Below are 17,659 nucleotides of genomic sequence, written 5' to 3'. Positions count from 1 at the left end.
GCGCAGAATCTCCATCGACGTTCGTCGCGAAGGAGACACCATGCACACGGAACCGTTCGACATTGCGATCCCCGAGCACGCGCTCGACGATTTGCGTCGGCGCGTGCGCGACACCCGCCCGCCGAACCTGACGCCCGCCGAGCCGTGGCAGCAGGGCGTCGACGGCGCGTGGCTGCGCGAATTGGCCGCGTACTGGGCCGACGGCTTCGATTGGCGCGCGGCGGAGCGCGCGCTGAACCGGCTGCCGCAGTTCGTCGCGGACGTCGGCGGGCGGCGCGTGCATTTCGTGCATCGGCGCGGTACGGGGCCGAAACCCTATCCGCTCGTCGTCACGCACGGCTGGCCGGGTTCCGCATTCGAATTCCATGCGCTGATCGACCGCCTGTGCGATCCGGCCGCGTTCGGCGGCGATCCGGACGACGCGTTCGACATCGTCGCGCCGTCGCTGCCCGGCTTCCTGTTCTCTCCCGCACCGGCGGCGCCCGGCACGTCGGCGCTTCAGGTCGCCGACTGCTGGGCGGAATTGATGGCCGGCCTCGGATACCGACGGTTCGGCGCGCAGGGCGGCGATCTGGGCGCGGGCGTGTCGATCGCGCTCGGCGCGCGGCACGAGCGCGTGGTCGACGGCATCCATCTGAACTACCTGCCGGGCAACTACGACCCGCCGATCGATGCGGCGCTGCCGCCGACCGACGACGAGCAGGCGTTCCTGAAGCAGCGCGGCGATTGGGCGGCGCTCGAAGGCGGATACGCGCACGTCCACATGACGAAGCCGCAGACGCTGGCGGTCGCGCTCAACGATTCGCCGCTCGGGCTGGCCGCATGGATCGCCGAGAAATTCCGTGCGTGGAGCGATTGCGACGGCGACGTCGCGCGCCGTTTCTCGCACGACACGCTGCTGACCGGCATATCGCTCTACTGGTTCACCGCCTGCATCGGCTCGTCGATGCAGATGTATTGGGAGAACCGGCTGCAGCCGATGCGCTTCGCGGCCGGGCAGCGCGTGGCGGTGCCGGTCGCGTTCGCGCGCTTTCCGAAGGAGATCAGCCGGCCGCCGCGCAGCTGGCTCGAACGCGTATTCGACGTGGCGCAGTGGACCGACATGCCGAGCGGCGGCCATTTCGCGGCGATGGAGGAACCGGACTTGCTGGCCGACGATATTCGGCGGTTTTTCAGGCGCTTCCGGTGACGGGGGCGAGCCGGCGGGGGCAAACCTGTACCGGACCCCGCTCACGCGGGACGGGGGCGGCCGATGCGGATCGCGCCGCCTGCCTTACCGCGTCACGAACGCCGTGGCGGCATCCGGCGCCGTACGCGCATGCTTGCGCTGGCGCAGCAGCGCGACGCGGCAATTCTCGCGCGCCGTTTCGCGGCCGTCGTCGTCGAGCAGCACGAGATCGCCGCGCATCACGTTCAGCGTGATCACGTCCTCGCCCGGCGTACCGAGCGTTTCCGGCGTGTGCACCGAGCCGGCCGGTTCGAGCACCGTCGAACCGGCGTGCGCGACCCAGTCGTATTCGCGGTAGCGCCACGCACCCTGCAACGTATGGACGAACACCTCGCCGTCGTGACGGTGGCGCGGCAGCGTGCCGCCGGCCGGCATCTTCAGCAGCGCGGTCAGCGTGTCCTCGGCCGCATTGATGTGCAGGTACTTGATCGCGAGCCCCGGCAGGTCGGCGCTCATCGGCAGCCACGGCAGCGCATCGCCGGGCAGGCACGAGATCGGCGGCAGGTCGGTGGAGAGCGGGGCGGACGGCTGCGTCATGGCGGAAGGCGGAGCGAAAACGGGAAGCCCGCATTATCGCAGAGCCGGATCGCGCGGCCGAGCGGGGACGGCCTCGTGCCGAACCCGTGCGCGACGGGCCGATCCTTACGCGCCGAAATAGACAGTCAAACTGTACAGTTTAGCTGTCGATGTGCTATCTTGAATTCATGAACCCGCCATCGTCCCCTCCCGACACGCTCCCGCTGGCCGGTCTCGCCGGCGAACTCCGCATCTCGGTCGGCAAACTGATGCGGCGGATGCGCGAGCAGACCCATCCGAACGACCTCACGTCCTCGCAGAAATCGGTGTTGCTGCGGCTCGATCGCGACGGCCCGGCGACCGTGTCGGCGCTCGCGCGTGCCGAAAGCGTGCGCCCGCAGTCGATGCGCGTGACGGTCGCGACGCTCGAGGCGCTCGGCGCGGTCGCCGGCGCGCCCGACCCCGGCGACGGCCGGCAGACGCTGATCGCGCTCACGCCCGGTTTCCGCAAGGTGCTGCAAGCGAACCGCGCGGCCAAGGACGACTGGCTGTTTCGCGCGCTGCACGCGCAACTGTCGGCGGTGGAACAGGCCGAGCTGGCGGCGGCCGTGAAGCTGTTGCAGCGGCTCGCCGAATTCGAGGACCCGGCGCGTCCGTAAACCGTATCGACCCGCTCGCCGAAAGGATGGCCCGTACATGAACCTTCTGCATCTCGTGTCGTACTTCTTCGGCGGCGCGTTTCTCGCGAACGCCGTGCCGCATCTCGTCAGCGGGCTGCGCGGCGAGCCGTTCCAGACGCCGTTCGCGCATCCGCCCGGGCGCGGGCTGTCGTCGTCCACCGTGAACGTGGTGTGGGGCGTCGCGAATCTCGCGATCGCTTATGTGCTGGTGTGCCGGGTCGGCGATTTCGACCTGAAGGTCACGGCCGACGCGGCGGCGTTCGGGCTCGGCATCCTGCTGCTCGGCCTGTTTCTCGCGCGGCACTTCGGCGCATTGCACGGCGGCAACGCGCCCGACCGGGAGCGGCGATGAGCGTGCCGGCCGCGGGCGTGTTCCGCTCGCTTCGCAGCTTCAACTATCGGGTGTGGGCGATCGGCTCGCTGGTGTCGAACATCGGCACGTGGATCCAGCGTACCGCGCAGGACTGGCTCGTCCTCACGCAGCTCACGCATCACGACGCGTCGGCGGTCGGCACGGTGATGGCGCTGCAGTTCGGGCCGCAACTGCTGCTGTTGCCGTGGACCGGCTACGCGGCCGACCGCTACGACCAGCGCAAGCTGCTGATGGCGACGCAGGCGCTGATGGGCGCGCTGGCGCTCGTGCTCGGCGTGCTGACGGTCACCGGCGCGGTGCGGCTCGAGCACGTGTACGTGTTCGCGTTCCTGTTCGGCTGCGCATCGGCGTTCGACGCGCCGGTGCGGCAGACCTTCGTCGCCGAACTGGTCGGCGACCGCGAGCTCGCGAACGCGGTCGCGCTCAATTCGACGTCGTTCAACGCCGCGCGGATGGTCGGTCCGGCGGCGGCGGGCTTCCTGATCGCATCGGTCGGCACCGGCTGGGCGTTTCTCGCGAACGGGCTCAGTTTCTTCGCGGTACTGGCGTCGCTGTCGCGGCTTCGGGAAGACGAGCTGCGCGCGAACGTGCGCGCAAATCGCTCGCGCAGCAGCCTGCTCGACGGGTTCCGCTACGTGTGGGGCCGGCCGGACCTGACGGCGATTCTCGCGATGCTGTTCCTGATCGGCACGTTCGGGCTCAATTTCCAGCTGTTCATTTCGACGATGGCCGCGAGCGTGTTCCACGTCGATGCGCGCGGGTTCGGTTTCCTGTCGTCGATGATGGCGGTCGGCACGATTTCGGGCGCGCTGCTCGCCGCGCGCCGCGAGCAGCCGCGGTTCCGCCATTTGTGGATCGGCGCGGCGCTGTTCGGGCTCGGCTGCACGTTCGCCGCGCTGGCGCCCGGTTACTGGTCGTTCGCCGCCGCGCTGGTGCTGACCGGGACCGCCGCGATCACATTCATGAATTCGACCAATAGCCTGATGCAGTTGTCCACCGAGCCGGCGATGCGCGGGCGCGTGATGGCGCTGCGCCTCGCGGTCGCGCTCGGCGGCACGCCGATCGGCGCGCCGGTGGCCGGCTGGGTCGCGAACCATCTCGGCCCGCGCTGGGCGCTCGGGGTCGGTGCGGCGTCCGGTTTTGCGGCGGCGCTCGTCGCGACCCATTTCGTCGCACGCAAGCGGGCGCCGCGCGCGGGCGACGGCGCGGCCTGATCGAACCGAACGCCGCCGCTATGCCGCCGGCCGCGTTGCCGCATGCGCGGCGTCGAGGCACGACTGGAACAGCAGCGCGGCCCGCGACGGCTGCGGCGAGCGTCGCAGCAAGCTCACGAACCGGCACCGGTAATTGAACCGGTGCGGCGCGATCGGCTGCATCAGCCCCTTGCTTTCGAAACTCTCCGCGTAGTGATCGGGCAGGAAGCCGAGATAGCGGCCGGACAGGATCAGCGTCGCGATCGATTCCTGGTCGGACGCGGTCGCGCTGCGCGTGAGCTTCGCGCGATGGCTCAGCTCCATGTTCGGCGAATGGAAGCCGAGCCCGGCGAACGCATGGTTGCGGATCGTCGTCCACGTGAGCTTGCCGTGCGGCGCATCGAAGAGCGGATGCTGGCGGCCGCAGTACAGCAGCATCCGTTCGTCGAACAGCGCCGAATAGACGAGACTGCCCGAGTTGCGGTGCACGGGAATGATCCCGACCTGGTAACTGCCGTCGATGACCCCGCGCTCGACTTCGTTGATCGACGCGACGTGCAGGTTCAGTGCGACGTCGGGCGCTTCGTCGGCGAACTGGCGGATCGCGTCGCCGAGCCGGGCATTCGCGTTGGTGGCCGTCTTGTCGAACACCGCGATGTGGAGTTCTCCACCCATCTTGTCGTGAATGCCGTCGATCCTGCTGCGAAATGCCTCCATCGAGGCAAGTAGCCGCAGCGTCTCCTCGTAGACCGTCTGGCCCTCGGGCGTCAGCGTGAAGCCCGCGCGGCCGCGCCGGCACAGCACGAGGCCGAGCCGCGTTTCCAGATCCTTCACGTGCCGGCTGATCGTCGAGATGCCGATATTCAGTTCCAGTTCGGCGGCCGCCATCCCGCCGCACTGCACGACGCCCTTGAAGACCCGCAGCAGGCGCAGATCCATGTCGCTGAGCTGCCCGAGCAGCGCGCGGCTCTTCGGTTTCTTTGCTTGCATGATCGAGCAAGTGAACATTGATATTGCGATATTCAAAAGACTAATTGTCGTCCCGACAATGTGCAACATCATCACGAGGAGGAGGGGCGCGCCGCGCCGACCGACATGACCGACATCACCACCGCCCAGCACGACGACACGAACCTTCGCACCGACGCCGCGTGGCTCGATGCGCACTGGATGCCGTTCACGGCCAACCGCCAGTTCAAGGCCGATCCGCGCATGATCGTGTCCGGCAAGGGCGCGTATTACACCGACGGCGAAGGCCGCAAGATCTTCGACGGCCTGTCGGGGCTCTGGTGCACGGGCCTCGGTCACGGCCGCACGGAAATCGTCGAGGCCGTGAGCCGTCAGGTCGCGCAGCTCGACTACGCGCCGGCGTTCCAGTTCGGCCATCCGAAATCGTTCGAGCTCGCCAACAAGATCAAGGAACTGACGCCGGCCGGCCTCGACTACGTGTTCTTCACGGGCTCGGGCTCGGAAGCGGCCGACACGTCGCTGAAGCTGGCCCGCGCATACTGGCGCGCGAAGGGCAAGGGCACGAAAACGCGTCTGATCGGCCGCGAGAAGGGTTACCACGGCGTGAATTTCGGCGGCATCTCGGTCGGCGGGATCGGGCCGAACCGCAAGCTGTTCGGTCAGGGCATCGACGCCGATTTCCTGCCGCACACGCAACTGGCCGAGAACAAGTTCTCGCGCGGCATGCCCGAACACGGCGCCGAGCTGGCCGACCGGCTGCTCGAGCTGATCGCGCTGCACGACGCATCGAACATCGCAGCCGTGATCGTCGAGCCGTTCTCGGGTTCGGCGGGCGTGGTCGTGCCGCCGAAGGGCTATCTGAAGCGCCTGCGCGAGATCTGTACCGCGCACGACATCCTGCTGATCTTCGACGAGGTCATCACGGGCTTCGGCCGCGCCGGCGCGATGACGGGCGCCGACGCATTCGGCGTGGTGCCGGACATCATGAACTTCGCGAAGCAGGTGACGAACGGCGTGCAGCCGCTCGGCGGCGTGATCGCGACGAAGGAGATCTACGACACGTTCATGGCCGCGGGCGGCCCCGAGTACATGCTCGAGTTCCCGCACGGCTACACGTATTCGGCGCATCCGGTCGCCTGCGCGGCCGGCGTCGCGGCGCTCGACCTGCTGGTGAAGGAAGACGCGGTGGCGCGCGTACGCGATCTCGCGCCGCATTTCGAGGCGGCCGTGCACGGGCTGAAGGGGCAGCGCCACGTCGCGGACATCCGCAACTACGGGCTGGCCGCCGGCCTGACGATCGCCGCGCTGCCGGGCGAGCCGGCGCGGCGCCCGTACGAGATCGCGATGCGTTGCTGGGCGAAGGGCTTCTACGTGCGCTACGGCGGCGACACGATCCAGCTCGCGCCGCCGTTCATCGCCGAGAAGCGCGAGATCGACAACCTGGTCAACGCGCTGTCCGACGCACTGAACGAAGTGGACTGAGCCGCGGCTCGCCCGCAGCGACAACCGAATTCACGAAAGAGCAACGAACATGAAACACGACAGCAATGTGACCTCCACCGTCGGCCACTTGATCGACGGCAAGCGCGTCGACGGCGGCAGCCGCGTCCAGCCGGTGTTCGACCCGGCGACCGGCGAATCGCACAAGAGCGTCGCGCTCGCCGACAAGCTGACCGTCGAAGCCGCGATCGCGTCCGCGCAGGCCGCGTTCCCGGCATGGCGCAACACGCCGCCGCTGAAGCGCGCCCGCGTGATGAGCCGCTTCAAGACGCTGCTCGAGGAGCACGCGGAAGAACTCTGCGCGCTGATCACGGCCGAGCACGGCAAGGTGCTCGCCGATGCGATGGGCGAGCTGCAGCGCGGGATCGAGAACGTCGAATACGCGACCTACGTGCCCGAGCTGCTGAAGGGCGAGCACAGCAAGAACGTCGGCCCCGCGATCGATTCGTGGAGCGAGTTCCAGGCGCTCGGCGTCGCGGCCGGCATCACGCCGTTCAACTTCCCGGTGATGGTGCCGCTGTGGATGTGGCCGATGGCCGTCGCGTGCGGCAACACGTTCGTGCTGAAGCCGTCCGAGCGTACGCCGTCGTCGACGCTGCGCATGGCCGAGCTCGCGCTCGAAGCCGGGCTGCCGCCGGGCGTGCTGAACGTCGTGAACGGCGACAAGGAAGCGGTCGACACGATCCTGGCCGATCCGCGCGTGAAGGCCGTGAGCTTCGTCGGCTCGACGCCGATCGCCGAATACATCTATTCGACCGGCTGCGCGCACGGCAAGCGCGTGCAGGCGCTCGGCGGCGCGAAGAATTTCGCGGTCGTGATGCCGGATGCCGACATCGGCAACGCGGTGAACGCGCTGATGGGCGCCGCGTACGGCTCGTGCGGCGAGCGCTGCATGGCGATTCCGCTGGTCGTCGCGATCGGCGACGAAACGGGCGACCAGGTCGTCGCGGGGCTGAAGGCCGAGATCGAGAAGATGAAGGTCGGGCCGGGCAACGGCGCGGGCGTCGACATGGGGCCGCTCGTCACGCAGCAGCATTTCGAGAAGGTGACGGGCTTCGTCGAAGCGGGCGTGGCGGCGGGCGCGACGCTCGTCGTCGACGGTCGCGGCGTGAAGGTCGACGGCCATGACGGCGGCTACTACCTCGGCCCGTGCCTGTTCGACGACGTGAAGCCCGGCATGCCGATCTACCAGCACGAGATCTTCGGGCCGGTGCTCGGCGTGATCCGGCTGAAGTCGCTCGACGAGGCCATGGCGCTGATCGACGCGCACGAATACGGCAACGGCACGTGCCTGTTCACGCGCGACGGCGAAGCGGCGCGCTACTTCAGCGACAACATCCAGATCGGCATGGTCGGCATCAACGTGCCGCTGCCGGTGCCGGTCGCGTACCACTCGTTCGGCGGCTGGAAGCGTTCGCTGTTCGGCGACCTGCATGCGTACGGCCCCGATGCCGTGCGGTTCTACACGAAGCGCAAGACGATCACGCAGCGCTGGCCGTCGGCCGGCGTGCGCGAAGGGACGGTGTTCAGCTTCCCGTCGAATCGCTGACGCGACGCGCGCCCGCTTGCATGCAGCCGGTGCGGCGTGCGAGGCCGCCGAGGCCCGCCTCGATCGACGATCGGGGCGGGCTTTTTCACGTCCGGTCGATATGCGCGGAACGCGGCGCAAGAAGGCTTACGGCGCGACCACGTGCCATACGTTCTTGAAGTTGTCGCCGTTGCGCTCGCCCTGTTTCATGTCCTTCGAGAAGAAGTACAGCGGCTTGCCCTTGTACGCCCATTGCGGGCTGCCGTCGTCGCGCTTGACGATCGTGTAGGGTCCGACCGGCACGTCGGTCGCGCTGGCCTTGTACGGCGGCCAGAGGGTTTCGCATGGGCCCGTGCAGGCGCTGGTGCCGGCGTTGGGTTTGTCTTTGTCGAACGTGTAGACGGTCATCCCGTTCGCGGCGACGAGCGCGCCGTTTTCTTCCTTCGTGATGGATCCCTGGGCCGTGGCCGAAGCTGACGCAATGGCGAGCAGGGCGGAGCTGACGAGCAGCGCGGCTTTCATGAGTGCCTCCTGATGGTCCGGTGGGCGGCCGCGATCGCGCACGGGCGAGCGTGCGCCGGAATCGCGATGAATGGTGCCGGAGCACGGCGCCGTCGCCGACCGCCCGTCCGCGCGAGCGATGCCGGGGGCGAATGGCGACAAACGGGGCGCCTCATTCACGATAGGCGGTTTTTGGCGGCGCTGCGAGAAGATCGGGGGGCATATCGGCGGCGTGCAGGCGTTGCGCAACGGCACGACGATCGCCGATGTGCCCGGGTATTCGGCATCCGTCCCCGAGCCCCGAGCCCGCGCCGCGCGTGCGTTGCGGGGGCAACGACCGCGATACGGGTTTGCGTGGATGACATCGCGCGCGTTCCGCCGGAATATCTTCGTCAGCGCGAGCCGGGCGCGCGCCGATCCTTCCGGGAGGTGACGACGATGCTTCAGGACCCAGGCGATGTTGCGCGCGCCAGCTATCGCGCGTATGTCGACAAGGACCGCGACGCGATCGAAGCGCTGATCGCGCCGGATTTCCATTTCACGAGCCCGCTCGACAACCGGTTCGACCGCGATGCGTATCTCGCACGCTGCTGGCCGAACAGCGCGATGCTCGCCGGTTTCGAATTCGTCGACGTCGCCGTGCACGGCGAATACGTGTTCGTCGTGTACGAAGCCGTCACGACTGTTGGACGGCGGTTTCGCAATGCCGAACGGCTGCGTATTCGCGATGGCCGGATCGTCGAGGCCGAAGTGTATTTCGGCTGGTACGTGCCGCATCCGGCGCCGGATGGCGGGTTCATCGAATCGGGCAGGTGAACGCAGTCGCGCGCCGCCCGCGAAGGGACGCCCGCCGGGGTGTGTCAACCGCGGCCATCCCGTTGCCGTTGTCGTGTCATCCGACCACGCGGGAGCGACCGATGCGCAAGTTGCTGACGGCGATGTTACTGGGGTGTGCCTCCGCGATCGCCGGTGCGCAGACCGTCGTCCACTTCCCGTCGACCGACAGCTCGACGACGATGCTCGACGGCTATCTGTTTCCCGCGCCCGGCGCCGGCCGCCATCCGGCGCTCGTGTTTCTGCACGGCTGCGGCGGGATGTTCGCCAGGTCCGGCAAGCTCTACGCGCGCGATCGCGACTGGGCCGAACGCTTCAACGCGGCCGGCGTCACCGTGCTCGAAGTCGACAGCTTCACGCCGCGCGGTCACGGCGAGATGTGCGCGCCCGCGCATTTCGTCGGCGACATCTATCGGGCACGGCCGTTCGACGCGTATGGCGCGCTGCGGTATCTGCAGACGCTCGATACCGTGCAACCCGACCGGATCGGCGTACTCGGCTGGTCGCAGGGCGGCGGCACGGTGCTGAACGCGATCCGGGCGTCCAGCCCGGCCCGGCCGGCATCGCTGCCGGACGGCGACTTCCGCGCGGCCGTCGCGTTCTATCCGGCCAGTTGCAACACGAACGCGCAGGGGCCCGCCTGGCAGAGCCCCGTGCCCCTGCTCGTGCTGATCGGCGAGGCCGACGTGTGGACGCCGTACGCCGCCTGCAAGACGCTGTTCGATTCGGTCGCGCCGGGCACGGACGCGACTTTCCACGCGTATCCGGGTGCGTATCACGATTTCGACTGGCCGAACATGCCGGTGCACGCGATCGCGTCGTTCACGACGCGCGCCGGCGTCGTGCCGATTACGGGCACGGAGCCGGCCGCACGCGCGGACGCACAGCAGCGCGTGGCCGATTTCGTCGGCGCCAAGCTGCTCGGCCACTAGGCCGTCGGCGGCGACGCAGGGCGTGTGCCGGCGTGCGTTCCGCTCAACCGGCTGCGTCGTCCTCGCCCAACGCCTGGATGAACCGCGAAAACAGTTCCGGCTGCGACGCGATCCCGAGCTTCGCGTAAAGGTGCCGCCGATGCACCTTCACCGTTTCGGGTGAGATCGCGAGCCGCTCGGCGATCGCCTTCGACGAATTGCCGCGCAGCACCATGCGTGCGATCGCCATCTCGCGATCGGTCAGCACGCCCGCGCCGAAGCGGGCGAGCGCCTGCTCGACGCGCGCGCCGAGGCCCGCGTCGGGCGTCGCGCGTGCGGTGTCGCCCACCAGCCGCCAATGCTGCCGGATCGTCGCGATCACCCACGGCATCGCGGCCGTCAGCTTGCCGAGCGGCTCGACGTCGAAGCGCGTCGATGCGCCGAGCGACAGCGACAGCAGCGTGTCGGCGTTCGGCCGCACGAGAATCTGGATCTCGTCGTCGCCGACCGCGTCGCGGAAATAGCTCAGGAAATACTCGCTCTGCCGGAACAGGTCGGGTGCGACTTCCTCGAGCCGGTAGCAGCCGTCGGCGAGCCCGTCGTGCGCGGCCTGCAGGAACGGATCGAGCAGATATAACCCATTCAGGTAAAGCGGCACCGGCGACGCGGCGTCGGTGCCGCCCGTGTCGTATTCGTCGAGTACGAGCGGCACGCCGTCGCGGCCGATCGCGGTCGCGAGCGCGTTGTCGAACGGCGTCATTTCGTTGAGCAGCAGCACGAGGAACCGCCAGAAGCGCGGCTGGCCGAGATGATCGATTGCGCGGCCAAGCGCCTGGTGCATCGCGATTTCGGAAAAGAGACGATCCATACCACCACCGGAAGGGCGTAACACGAAGGGGGAATAGCGGTCCTGAAATTGGCTTCCTAGACTGCCACGCAATCAATCGGGCCCGAGTATGGGTGTTCAAAAATACGCAGGATAGGAGCGACAGGAGAACGAAATGGCGATGATGTCGGAATCGACGGGCAGCCTGCAAGCGGCGCCTGCAACGGAAGACGCGCCGCGCGCGTTGTCGCAGACGCTCAGTGTGCGCGATGCGGTGATGATCACCGTGTCGGGCGTGACGCCGGCCAGCTCGATCTTCGTGATCGCGCCGTTCGCGATCCAGCAGGCCGGCAGCGGCGCCGTGCTGTCGTTCGTGCTCGGCGGCGTGCTCGCGCTCGCGTTCGCGCTTTGCTATGCGGAACTCAGCGCCGCGCACCGCAGCGCGGGCGGCGAATACGTGATGGCCAAGCGCGTGTTCGGCACGCTGCCCGGCTACCTGACCTTCATCACGGTGCTGTCCGTCAGCGTGTTCATCCCGGCCGTGCTCGCGAGCGGCGCCGCGCCGTACCTGAACAACGCGCTCGGCACGCACTTCGGCAACCAGTCGGTCGCGCTGACGATCGTGCTGCTCAGCTATCTGCTCGGCATGCTGAACATCAAGACGAACGCATGGATCACCGGTGCGTTCCTGGTCGTCGAAATCGGCGTGCTGATGCTGATCGCGGGGCTCGGTTTCGGGTCGCCGCACCGCGGCGCCGACGTGCTGATCGCACCGGTCGTCGCGAGCGGCAATGCGCTCGTGCCGGCGACGCTCGCGGCCATCGTGCCCGCGATCGGCACCGCGATCTTCTGCTACAACGGCTTCGGCTCGGCAGCCTATCTCGCGGAAGACCTGCGCGGCGGCAATCGCAACGTCGCGAAGGCGGTGATCTATTCGCTGCTCGTGATCCTCGTCGTCGAACTGGTTCCGCTCACCGCGATCGTGCTGGGTGCGCCGTCGCTGAGCGACCTGACGAAGAGTGCCGATCCGATCGGCTACGTCGTGCGCTCGCTGAGCAATCCGGCCGTGTCGCGCGTGGTCAGCGGCGGGATCTTCCTGTCGGTGTTCAACGCGATCATCGCGATCGTGATCACGATGGGCCGCCTGCTGTACAGCAGCGGCCGGCACGCGCTCTGGTCGCGCACCTGCAACCGCGCGTTCTCGACGATTCATCCGCGCCTCGAATCGCCGTGGCTCGCGACGCTCGCGCTCGCGATACCGTCGGCCGGGCTCGTGTTCGTGTCGAGCCTCGACGAATTGACCGCGTTTACGGTCGACCTGTTGCTGCTGATCTATCTCGTCGTCGGGCTGGCCGCGCTCGCGAGCCGGTTCGTGCGTCGCGACGTCGAGCATCACTACCGGATGCCGCTGTGGCCCGCGACGCCGCTCGTCGCGGTGGCGGGCGCCGCGTATACGCTGGTCACGACGTTGGCGACGGCGACGAAGTCGACCGACCTGATCATCATCGCGGGGCTGCTGGTCGCGGCACTCGTGATGTACGTGGCCTGGGCGCGCCACAGCGAAGCGTTCCGCGCGCTCTGAGCACCGGGTCGACACCTTGTACCATCGACACACCGAACCATTGAAAGACGGGAGGAATCGCATCATGCGCACGAGGGATCTCGGTATCCGTATCGGACTCGGCACGCCGGGCCGCTTCAACGCGATCACGGACGTGCCGGGCGTGCGGGTCGGACATTGCACGCTGAGCGTCGAGAACGGCGACGCGTCGGTCCGCACCGGCGTCACCGTCGTCGAGCCGCGCGCGGGCGCCGCGCACGATTCGCCGTGCTTCGCGGGCGTGCACGTGCTGAACGGCAACGGCGACGCGACCGGGCTCGAATGGATTCGCGAAGCCGGCCTGCTGACGACGCCGATCGCCTATACGAACACGCACAGCGTCGGTGCGGTGCGCGACGCGCTCGTCGCGAACGAACGCGAAGCGGCGGCCGGCCGCGTGTACTGGTGCATGCCGGTCGTGATGGAAACCTACGACGGACTGCTGAACGACATCTGGGGGCAGCACGTGAACGCCGCACACGTCCAGCGCGCGCTGGACGCCGCGCAGTCGGGGCCGGTTGCCGAAGGCGGCGTGGGCGGCGGCACGGGCATGATTTGCCACGAGTTCAAGGGCGGCATCGGCACCGCGTCGCGCGTGCTGGCGAGCGACGCGGGCGGCTGGACCGTCGGCGCGCTCGTGCAGGCGAATTACGGCGTGCGCGAGATGCTGCGCGTGGCCGGCTACCCGGTCGGCGAAGTGCTGCGGCACGTGCATTCGCCGTTCCACGACGCAGAGGCGAAAGGCGAAGCCGGCATGGGCTCGATCGTCGTCACGATCGCGACCGACGCCCCGTTGCTGCCGCATCAATGCACGCGTCTCGCGCAGCGCGCGAGCGTCGGGCTCGCCCGCGTGGGCGGCGGCACCGAGGATTCGAGCGGCGACATCTTCGTTGCGTTCGCAACCGGTAACGACGGCTTGCCGGCAGCGAACTACGGCAGCAAGGGCACGCCGACCGCCGACGTGCGGATGGTCAACAACGACCATATTTCCGCGCTGTTCGTCGCGGCGGCGGAAGCGGTGGAGGAGGCGATCGTGAATGCGCTGGTCGCGGGCGGCGACGTCGAATCCCGCGGGGCGCGGGTCGAAGGACTCGGGCAGGCGCGCTTGCTGGATGCGTTGCGCGAAGTGGGCTGGCGGCCGGGGCGCGGCGCCTGAAACGGCAAGCGCCGCTTCAATCGAAGCGGCGGGGAGCAGGCCGGCAATGCGGCGATCGGCCGGACCGCCGTCCGCCCGCGCACGTCATGCGTGCGGTGCGGGCGATGCGGGCCTGGCCGCGACGACGCGACGTCATGCTCAGCTGCCGAAGTAGATGTTGCAGAAGCTGACGGGGCCGACGCAGGCGTTCGGGTCTTCCTGCTTCGATTGCGCGCGATCGACGCGGCCGGCGGCCTTGATCGCCTCGGCGCGGTTCGCCTGTTGCGGTGCGGCGTCTGCCGGCGCCGGCTGCGCGTGGGCGACGGCAGCGGCGAGCGACAGGGCAACGAGGGCGAGGTGCAGCGGCTTCATTTTGTTTCTCCTGGGTGAGTGCCAGTCTCGCTGGCAGTGAGGAAACTATAAGCTCGCACTGCTTGAAGATTAATCGCCGCGGGTGGAGAGCTTATTTCCATCCGGAACAACGATCCCGTTGCGCATGCACCCATTCATCAATGACGATGCCGATTGAACGGCGCGTCCTTGTCGAGCAGCGCGCTGCGCATGAAATGCAGGCAGCCGACGATTCGCTGCATGTTGCGACGCGCGTCGGGCACCGCGTACCACGCCTGCAGCGCATGCTGCGCCGCGCGGATCGCGAGATTCACGGATTTCAGCGTGCGCGCATGGCGAACGGGCGTCGGATCGTCGAAGAAGCGCGGCAGTTCGAGCAGCACCGCATCGATCGAACCGGTCCAGCGCAGCGTCTGCGGCGGTTTCGATGCACGGAATGCGTGCAGCTCGTCGCGCAGGTCGATGACCGCGTGGCCGACTTCGAGTGTCGACAGCATCCAGCGCAGCGCATCGCGCTGCTGCCGCGTGCGGCGCACCAGCAGCGTCCGCAGTTGCGCCATCAGGTCGTGCGTGCTCGACTGGAAGCGCTGCGCGAGGCCGTCCGGCGCGCCTTCGCACGCCAGCGTGACCTGTCGGCGCAAGTCGTGCGCGATCCGGCCGGTGAGCCAGCGCATGTGCGTCGGGAACACGACGGCGAACACGAGCGCGCAAGCGAGCATCGCGACGACGATCGCCAGCCCGTTGTTGATCAGCACTTCAGGCGTATACGCGATCGCGTTGTCGGGGCCTGCGAGCAGGCAGAAGAACACCGCGAAGCCGATTCCGTAGCCGGACAGCCCGGGCCGCATCGCGAGAAACGCGCCGAGGCCGAGCACCGGCGCAAGCGCCGCGCACAGCAGCGGAAAGCCGTCGATGTTCGGATAGACGTAGCACAGGAACAGGTAGCCGACCGCGGTCGCGCACGCTGCACCGACGCCCATCTGCGCGACGAACTTCGGCGCGCGCGGAGAGGTCGAGCTGAGCGCGCATGCGATCGCGGTGGCGATCACCGCGAGCGAGCCGCTCGGCCATTCGGACGCGATCCAGAACGCGCTCATCGCACCGACGGCGACCACCGTGCGCAGGAACGCGAAACCGACGAAGAACGCGTTGGTTTTCACCGCGTAATGGGTGACCGAGCGCTCGAACGCGTGATCGTCCTGGTCGAGCGACGCGTACGTGTCGACGTAGCCGAGATATTCGGCGATGAACCGGTACAGCAGCTCGATCGCGGTATCGAAGTCGAGCAGGCCGCCCGCCGCATGGTCCTCGATCACCCGCCGCGACGCGCGCGCGGCCTTCGGCAACGCACCGTGAAAGCGGCGCAGTTCGAGCAATGCGCCGGTCGCCGGTGCGAGGCCGCGCCGGCATTCGTCGCGCAACGCGGCGAAGCGCAACGCGAGCGCGTCGACGTGCGGCGCCAGCGCGTCGAGCACCGCGTCCGAGCGATTCGCGCGCAGCCGTTTGACGAGCTGGTGCAGCGCATGCAGCCGCGTGCAGGCGTTCATGAACTCGCTGTTCAGTCGCGCAAGCCGGCGGCTGCGCGCGCGAATGTGCGGATCCTCGAACGACGCGAACGCGCGGTTGGCTTCGAAGCCGACGATGTCGTCGACGAAATCGGCGAAGCGTCGCTCGAAATCGCCGCGCGCGACGTTGCCCGACAGCGCACCGGCGGCGAACGCGGCAAACGTCGCGTGGCGCGCGCTCAACGAACGCATCAGCGCCTTCGCGGAACTCAGCGGCAGGATCAGCGCGCTGACCGCGCCCGAGCACGCGATGCCGAGCGCGACTTCCGCGGCGCGCGTGAGCGCGGACTGGAACAGCGTCTGCGGCGTCATCACGGCCGGCAGGCCGATCAGCGCGGCCGTGTAGCCGGCGAGCACGAAGCCGTACCAGCGGAAATGGCGGTTGCGCACCGCGAGTGCGATGCAGCCGCCGATCCACAGCGTGATGCCGGCCATGTACAACTCGGGCTGCTGCGCGAACAGCCCGCCGAGCGCGAGCGCGCCGACGAGGCCGGCCGCCGTACCGAGCACGCGATAGAAACTCTTCGCGAACACCATGCCCGACAGCGGCTGCATCAGCACGAACACGGTGGTCATCGCGGTGCGCGGCTGCGACATCTCCAGACGCATCGCGATGCCCATCGCCAGCAGCGCCGCGAGCACGGTTTTCGCGAGGTGCAGCCAGATCAGCCCGTCGGTCGCGGCCCAGTCGCGCGCCGCGTTGCCGAGCGGGTCGAGCCACGCGCTCCATCGTGCCGGTTCGATGGAAGGTCGCTCGATCGCAGGTTGTGGCTTCATGAAAAGAGGGGGCCGGCGCGGTGCCGCGGCGCGTCCGAACGGCCCGTTCGACTGGGGAGGCGCCGATTGTAGGAGCGCGGCGCGCGCGCATTAACGCCGTTGCGGGGAAACGATAGTTGCAGCCGAAGTAACAATCTGTCGCATCCCGTGGAGGAAAATGGCGGCTCCGCTACAGGTCGTTCACAGGAATGGATACCCTACAAAACATGCGGGTGTTTTCGCGCGTCGTCGAGACGGGCAGCTTCACCGCCGCCGCGCAATCGCTGAATTCGACGACGGGCGCGATGTCGCGCGCGGTGTCGGAGCTCGAGGCGCGCCTGCGCACCCGTCTGATGAATCGCTCGACGCGCCGTCTCGCGCTCACGTCGGCCGGCGAAAGCTATCTGCGGCGCTGCCGCCAGATTCTCGCCGACGTCGACCGTGCCGAAGAGGAGGCGAGCTGCGCGCACGAACGCCCGGCCGGCGTCCTGCGCATGCACAGCTTCGCGAGCGTCGGTCACCACTACGTATTGCCCGCGCTGACGCGCTATCACGCGCAATTCCCGGACGTATCGATCGAGCTGTCGCTGTCGCAGCGCATGCCCGACCTGTTCGACGGCACGAGCGACATGGCCGTCGTCACCGCGTCGTCGCTGCCCGATTCGGAACTCGTGTCGCACCTGCTCGGCTCGACGTTCAGCATTCTGTGTGCATCGCCCGATTACGTGAAACGGCACGGCGTGCCGGCGCGCCCGCAGGATCTCGCCGCGCACGCGTGCCTGACGCTGTGCACGCCGGCATTCCCGACGCACGAATGGGTGCTCGAAGGCCCCGATGGCGTCGAGCAGATTCGCGTCGCCGGCCCGGTGCAGACCAATACCGCCGAATCGCTCGCACTCGCGATCCGCGACGGCATCGGCATCGGCATGCTGCCGCTGTATTCGGCGATCGATGCACTGCGGGACGGCACGCTCGTCCGTGTGCTGCCCGCGCATATCCTGCAGAAGATGAACGTGCATGCGCTGTACCCGTCGCGCCGCTTCGTCGATGCGAAGGTGCGGACCTGGGTCGAGATGCTGCGCGCCCAGGTGCCGGCGATGATCGCGCGCGACGTCGAGATGCTGAACGCGATCGACCGCGAACCGCAGGCCGCCTGAACGCCGTGCGCATCGGCGCGCGGCAGGTCGTTTCAT

General features: G+C 68.3%; 17 protein-coding genes. 11 read left to right on the top strand and 6 right to left on the bottom strand.

The window, feature by feature from the left end; all coding sequences use genetic code 11:
- Positions 1-40: 40 nt before the first annotated feature.
- Positions 41-1,189 carry an epoxide hydrolase family protein gene (locus WS95_RS04345; RefSeq protein WP_059822481.1) on the top strand — a complete coding sequence of 383 codons (1,149 nt, stop codon included), beginning with the start codon at positions 41-43 and terminating at the stop codon, positions 1,187-1,189.
- 84 nt (positions 1,190-1,273) lie between these two features.
- On the opposite strand, the gene WS95_RS04340 is transcribed toward WS95_RS04345, so the two are convergent.
- Positions 1,274-1,765: a 2,4'-dihydroxyacetophenone dioxygenase family protein gene (locus WS95_RS04340; protein WP_059822479.1), complete on the bottom strand. Its 492-nt coding sequence runs from the start codon at positions 1,763-1,765 to the stop codon at positions 1,274-1,276.
- Between the two features lie 167 nt (positions 1,766-1,932).
- Here WS95_RS04340 and WS95_RS04335 point away from each other — a divergent pair, with 167 nt between their 5' ends.
- The 3 genes from WS95_RS04335 to WS95_RS04325 are packed head-to-tail and all read left to right on the top strand — an operon-like array spanning position 1,933 to position 4,011.
- A complete protein-coding gene (locus WS95_RS04335; protein WP_059822477.1) occupies positions 1,933-2,403 on the top strand; it encodes a MarR family winged helix-turn-helix transcriptional regulator in 471 nt (156 codons plus the stop codon).
- A gap of 37 nt (positions 2,404-2,440) precedes the next feature.
- Entirely contained in the window at positions 2,441-2,776 is a 336-nt protein-coding gene (locus WS95_RS04330; protein ID WP_059783597.1) for a hypothetical protein, read from the top strand.
- Complete coding sequence (locus WS95_RS04325; RefSeq protein WP_059822475.1) at positions 2,773-4,011, top strand: MFS transporter; 1,239 nt, start codon at positions 2,773-2,775, stop codon at positions 4,009-4,011. The genes WS95_RS04330 and WS95_RS04325 overlap by 4 nt, the downstream gene beginning before the upstream one ends.
- Positions 4,012-4,029: 18 nt before the next feature.
- Here WS95_RS04325 and WS95_RS04320 read toward each other — a convergent pair whose 3' ends face one another.
- A complete protein-coding gene (locus WS95_RS04320; protein ID WP_034206192.1) occupies positions 4,030-4,980 on the bottom strand; it encodes a LysR family transcriptional regulator in 951 nt (316 codons plus the stop codon).
- 105 nt (positions 4,981-5,085) lie between these two features.
- On the opposite strand from WS95_RS04320, the gene WS95_RS04315 reads away from it, so the two are divergent.
- Both WS95_RS04315 and WS95_RS04310 read left to right on the top strand, forming a co-directional pair.
- On the top strand, positions 5,086-6,441 hold the full coding sequence (locus tag WS95_RS04315) for an aspartate aminotransferase family protein (protein ID WP_034204895.1): 1,356 nt from the start codon (positions 5,086-5,088) through the stop codon (positions 6,439-6,441).
- 49 nt (positions 6,442-6,490) lie between these two features.
- A complete protein-coding gene (locus WS95_RS04310; protein ID WP_034204894.1) occupies positions 6,491-8,008 on the top strand; it encodes a CoA-acylating methylmalonate-semialdehyde dehydrogenase in 1,518 nt (505 codons plus the stop codon).
- A 126-nt stretch (positions 8,009-8,134) separates the two neighbouring features.
- Here the strand turns inward: WS95_RS04310 and WS95_RS04305 are convergent, their stop codons facing one another.
- Positions 8,135-8,509, bottom strand: a complete 375-nt coding sequence (locus WS95_RS04305) for a COG4315 family predicted lipoprotein (RefSeq protein ID WP_027782957.1) — start codon at positions 8,507-8,509, stop codon at positions 8,135-8,137.
- A gap of 417 nt (positions 8,510-8,926) precedes the next feature.
- On the opposite strand from WS95_RS04305, the gene WS95_RS04295 reads away from it, so the two are divergent.
- Both WS95_RS04295 and WS95_RS04290 read left to right on the top strand, forming a co-directional pair.
- On the top strand, positions 8,927-9,304 hold the full coding sequence (locus tag WS95_RS04295) for a nuclear transport factor 2 family protein (RefSeq protein WP_059785024.1): 378 nt from the start codon (positions 8,927-8,929) through the stop codon (positions 9,302-9,304).
- Positions 9,305-9,405: 101 nt separating this feature from the next.
- Positions 9,406-10,254: a dienelactone hydrolase family protein gene (locus WS95_RS04290; RefSeq protein ID WP_059783591.1), complete on the top strand. Its 849-nt coding sequence runs from the start codon at positions 9,406-9,408 to the stop codon at positions 10,252-10,254.
- A gap of 43 nt (positions 10,255-10,297) precedes the next feature.
- Here the strand turns inward: WS95_RS04290 and WS95_RS04285 are convergent, their stop codons facing one another.
- The gene (locus WS95_RS04285) at positions 10,298-11,101 is read right to left on the bottom strand and encodes a helix-turn-helix transcriptional regulator (protein WP_059783589.1); all 804 of its coding nucleotides are present in this window, start codon (positions 11,099-11,101) and stop codon (positions 10,298-10,300) included.
- 133 nt (positions 11,102-11,234) lie between these two features.
- Between WS95_RS04285 and WS95_RS04280 the strand changes: the two genes are divergently transcribed.
- A complete protein-coding gene (locus WS95_RS04280) occupies positions 11,235-12,641 on the top strand; it encodes an APC family permease (RefSeq protein ID WP_059822474.1) in 1,407 nt (468 codons plus the stop codon).
- Between the two features lie 64 nt (positions 12,642-12,705).
- Positions 12,706-13,815 carry a DmpA family aminopeptidase gene (locus WS95_RS04275; RefSeq protein ID WP_059822472.1) on the top strand — a complete coding sequence of 370 codons (1,110 nt, stop codon included), beginning with the start codon at positions 12,706-12,708 and terminating at the stop codon, positions 13,813-13,815.
- A gap of 138 nt (positions 13,816-13,953) precedes the next feature.
- On the opposite strand, the gene WS95_RS04270 is transcribed toward WS95_RS04275, so the two are convergent.
- Both WS95_RS04270 and WS95_RS04265 read right to left on the bottom strand, forming a co-directional pair.
- Entirely contained in the window at positions 13,954-14,166 is a 213-nt protein-coding gene (locus tag WS95_RS04270; RefSeq protein WP_059822470.1) for a hypothetical protein, read from the bottom strand.
- Positions 14,167-14,303: 137 nt separating this feature from the next.
- Entirely contained in the window at positions 14,304-16,487 is a 2,184-nt protein-coding gene (locus WS95_RS04265) for an FUSC family protein (protein WP_059822469.1), read from the bottom strand.
- Positions 16,488-16,675: 188 nt separating this feature from the next.
- Here WS95_RS04265 and WS95_RS04260 point away from each other — a divergent pair, with 188 nt between their 5' ends.
- Positions 16,676-17,623: a LysR family transcriptional regulator gene (locus WS95_RS04260; protein WP_034204886.1), complete on the top strand. Its 948-nt coding sequence runs from the start codon at positions 16,676-16,678 to the stop codon at positions 17,621-17,623.
- Positions 17,624-17,659 lie beyond the last annotated feature (36 nt).

The organism is Burkholderia sp. MSMB1826 (assembly GCF_001526325.1).
Classification (GTDB): Bacteria; Pseudomonadota; Gammaproteobacteria; order Burkholderiales; family Burkholderiaceae; genus Burkholderia.
The sequence above is the reverse complement of the archived record's forward strand: the minus strand, read 5'-3'. Positions and strand labels throughout refer to the sequence as shown.

Excerpts from the sequence above, each read along its gene's own strand:
- WS95_RS04310 (WP_034204894.1), top strand. The coding sequence starts at position 6,491 with ATGAAACACGACAGCAATGTGACCTCCACCGTCGGCCACTTGATCGAC.
- WS95_RS04315 (WP_034204895.1), top strand. The coding sequence starts at position 5,086 with ATGACCGACATCACCACCGCCCAGCACGACGACACGAACCTTCGCACC.
- WS95_RS04345 (WP_059822481.1), top strand. The coding sequence starts at position 41 with ATGCACACGGAACCGTTCGACATTGCGATCCCCGAGCACGCGCTCGAC.
- WS95_RS04280 (WP_059822474.1), top strand. The coding sequence starts at position 11,235 with ATGGCGATGATGTCGGAATCGACGGGCAGCCTGCAAGCGGCGCCTGCA.
- WS95_RS04335 (WP_059822477.1), top strand. The coding sequence starts at position 1,933 with ATGAACCCGCCATCGTCCCCTCCCGACACGCTCCCGCTGGCCGGTCTC.
- WS95_RS04285 (WP_059783589.1), bottom strand. The coding sequence starts at position 11,101 with ATGGATCGTCTCTTTTCCGAAATCGCGATGCACCAGGCGCTTGGCCGC.
- WS95_RS04260 (WP_034204886.1), top strand. The coding sequence starts at position 16,676 with ATGGATACCCTACAAAACATGCGGGTGTTTTCGCGCGTCGTCGAGACG.
- WS95_RS04325 (WP_059822475.1), top strand. The coding sequence starts at position 2,773 with ATGAGCGTGCCGGCCGCGGGCGTGTTCCGCTCGCTTCGCAGCTTCAAC.
- WS95_RS04270 (WP_059822470.1), bottom strand. The coding sequence starts at position 14,166 with ATGAAGCCGCTGCACCTCGCCCTCGTTGCCCTGTCGCTCGCCGCTGCC.
- WS95_RS04275 (WP_059822472.1), top strand. The coding sequence starts at position 12,706 with ATGCGCACGAGGGATCTCGGTATCCGTATCGGACTCGGCACGCCGGGC.
- WS95_RS04320 (WP_034206192.1), bottom strand. The coding sequence starts at position 4,980 with ATGCAAGCAAAGAAACCGAAGAGCCGCGCGCTGCTCGGGCAGCTCAGC.
- WS95_RS04265 (WP_059822469.1), bottom strand. The coding sequence starts at position 16,487 with ATGAAGCCACAACCTGCGATCGAGCGACCTTCCATCGAACCGGCACGA.
- WS95_RS04305 (WP_027782957.1), bottom strand. The coding sequence starts at position 8,509 with ATGAAAGCCGCGCTGCTCGTCAGCTCCGCCCTGCTCGCCATTGCGTCA.
- WS95_RS04330 (WP_059783597.1), top strand. The coding sequence starts at position 2,441 with ATGAACCTTCTGCATCTCGTGTCGTACTTCTTCGGCGGCGCGTTTCTC.
- WS95_RS04290 (WP_059783591.1), top strand. The coding sequence starts at position 9,406 with ATGCGCAAGTTGCTGACGGCGATGTTACTGGGGTGTGCCTCCGCGATC.
- WS95_RS04340 (WP_059822479.1), bottom strand. The coding sequence starts at position 1,765 with ATGACGCAGCCGTCCGCCCCGCTCTCCACCGACCTGCCGCCGATCTCG.
- WS95_RS04295 (WP_059785024.1), top strand. The coding sequence starts at position 8,927 with ATGCTTCAGGACCCAGGCGATGTTGCGCGCGCCAGCTATCGCGCGTAT.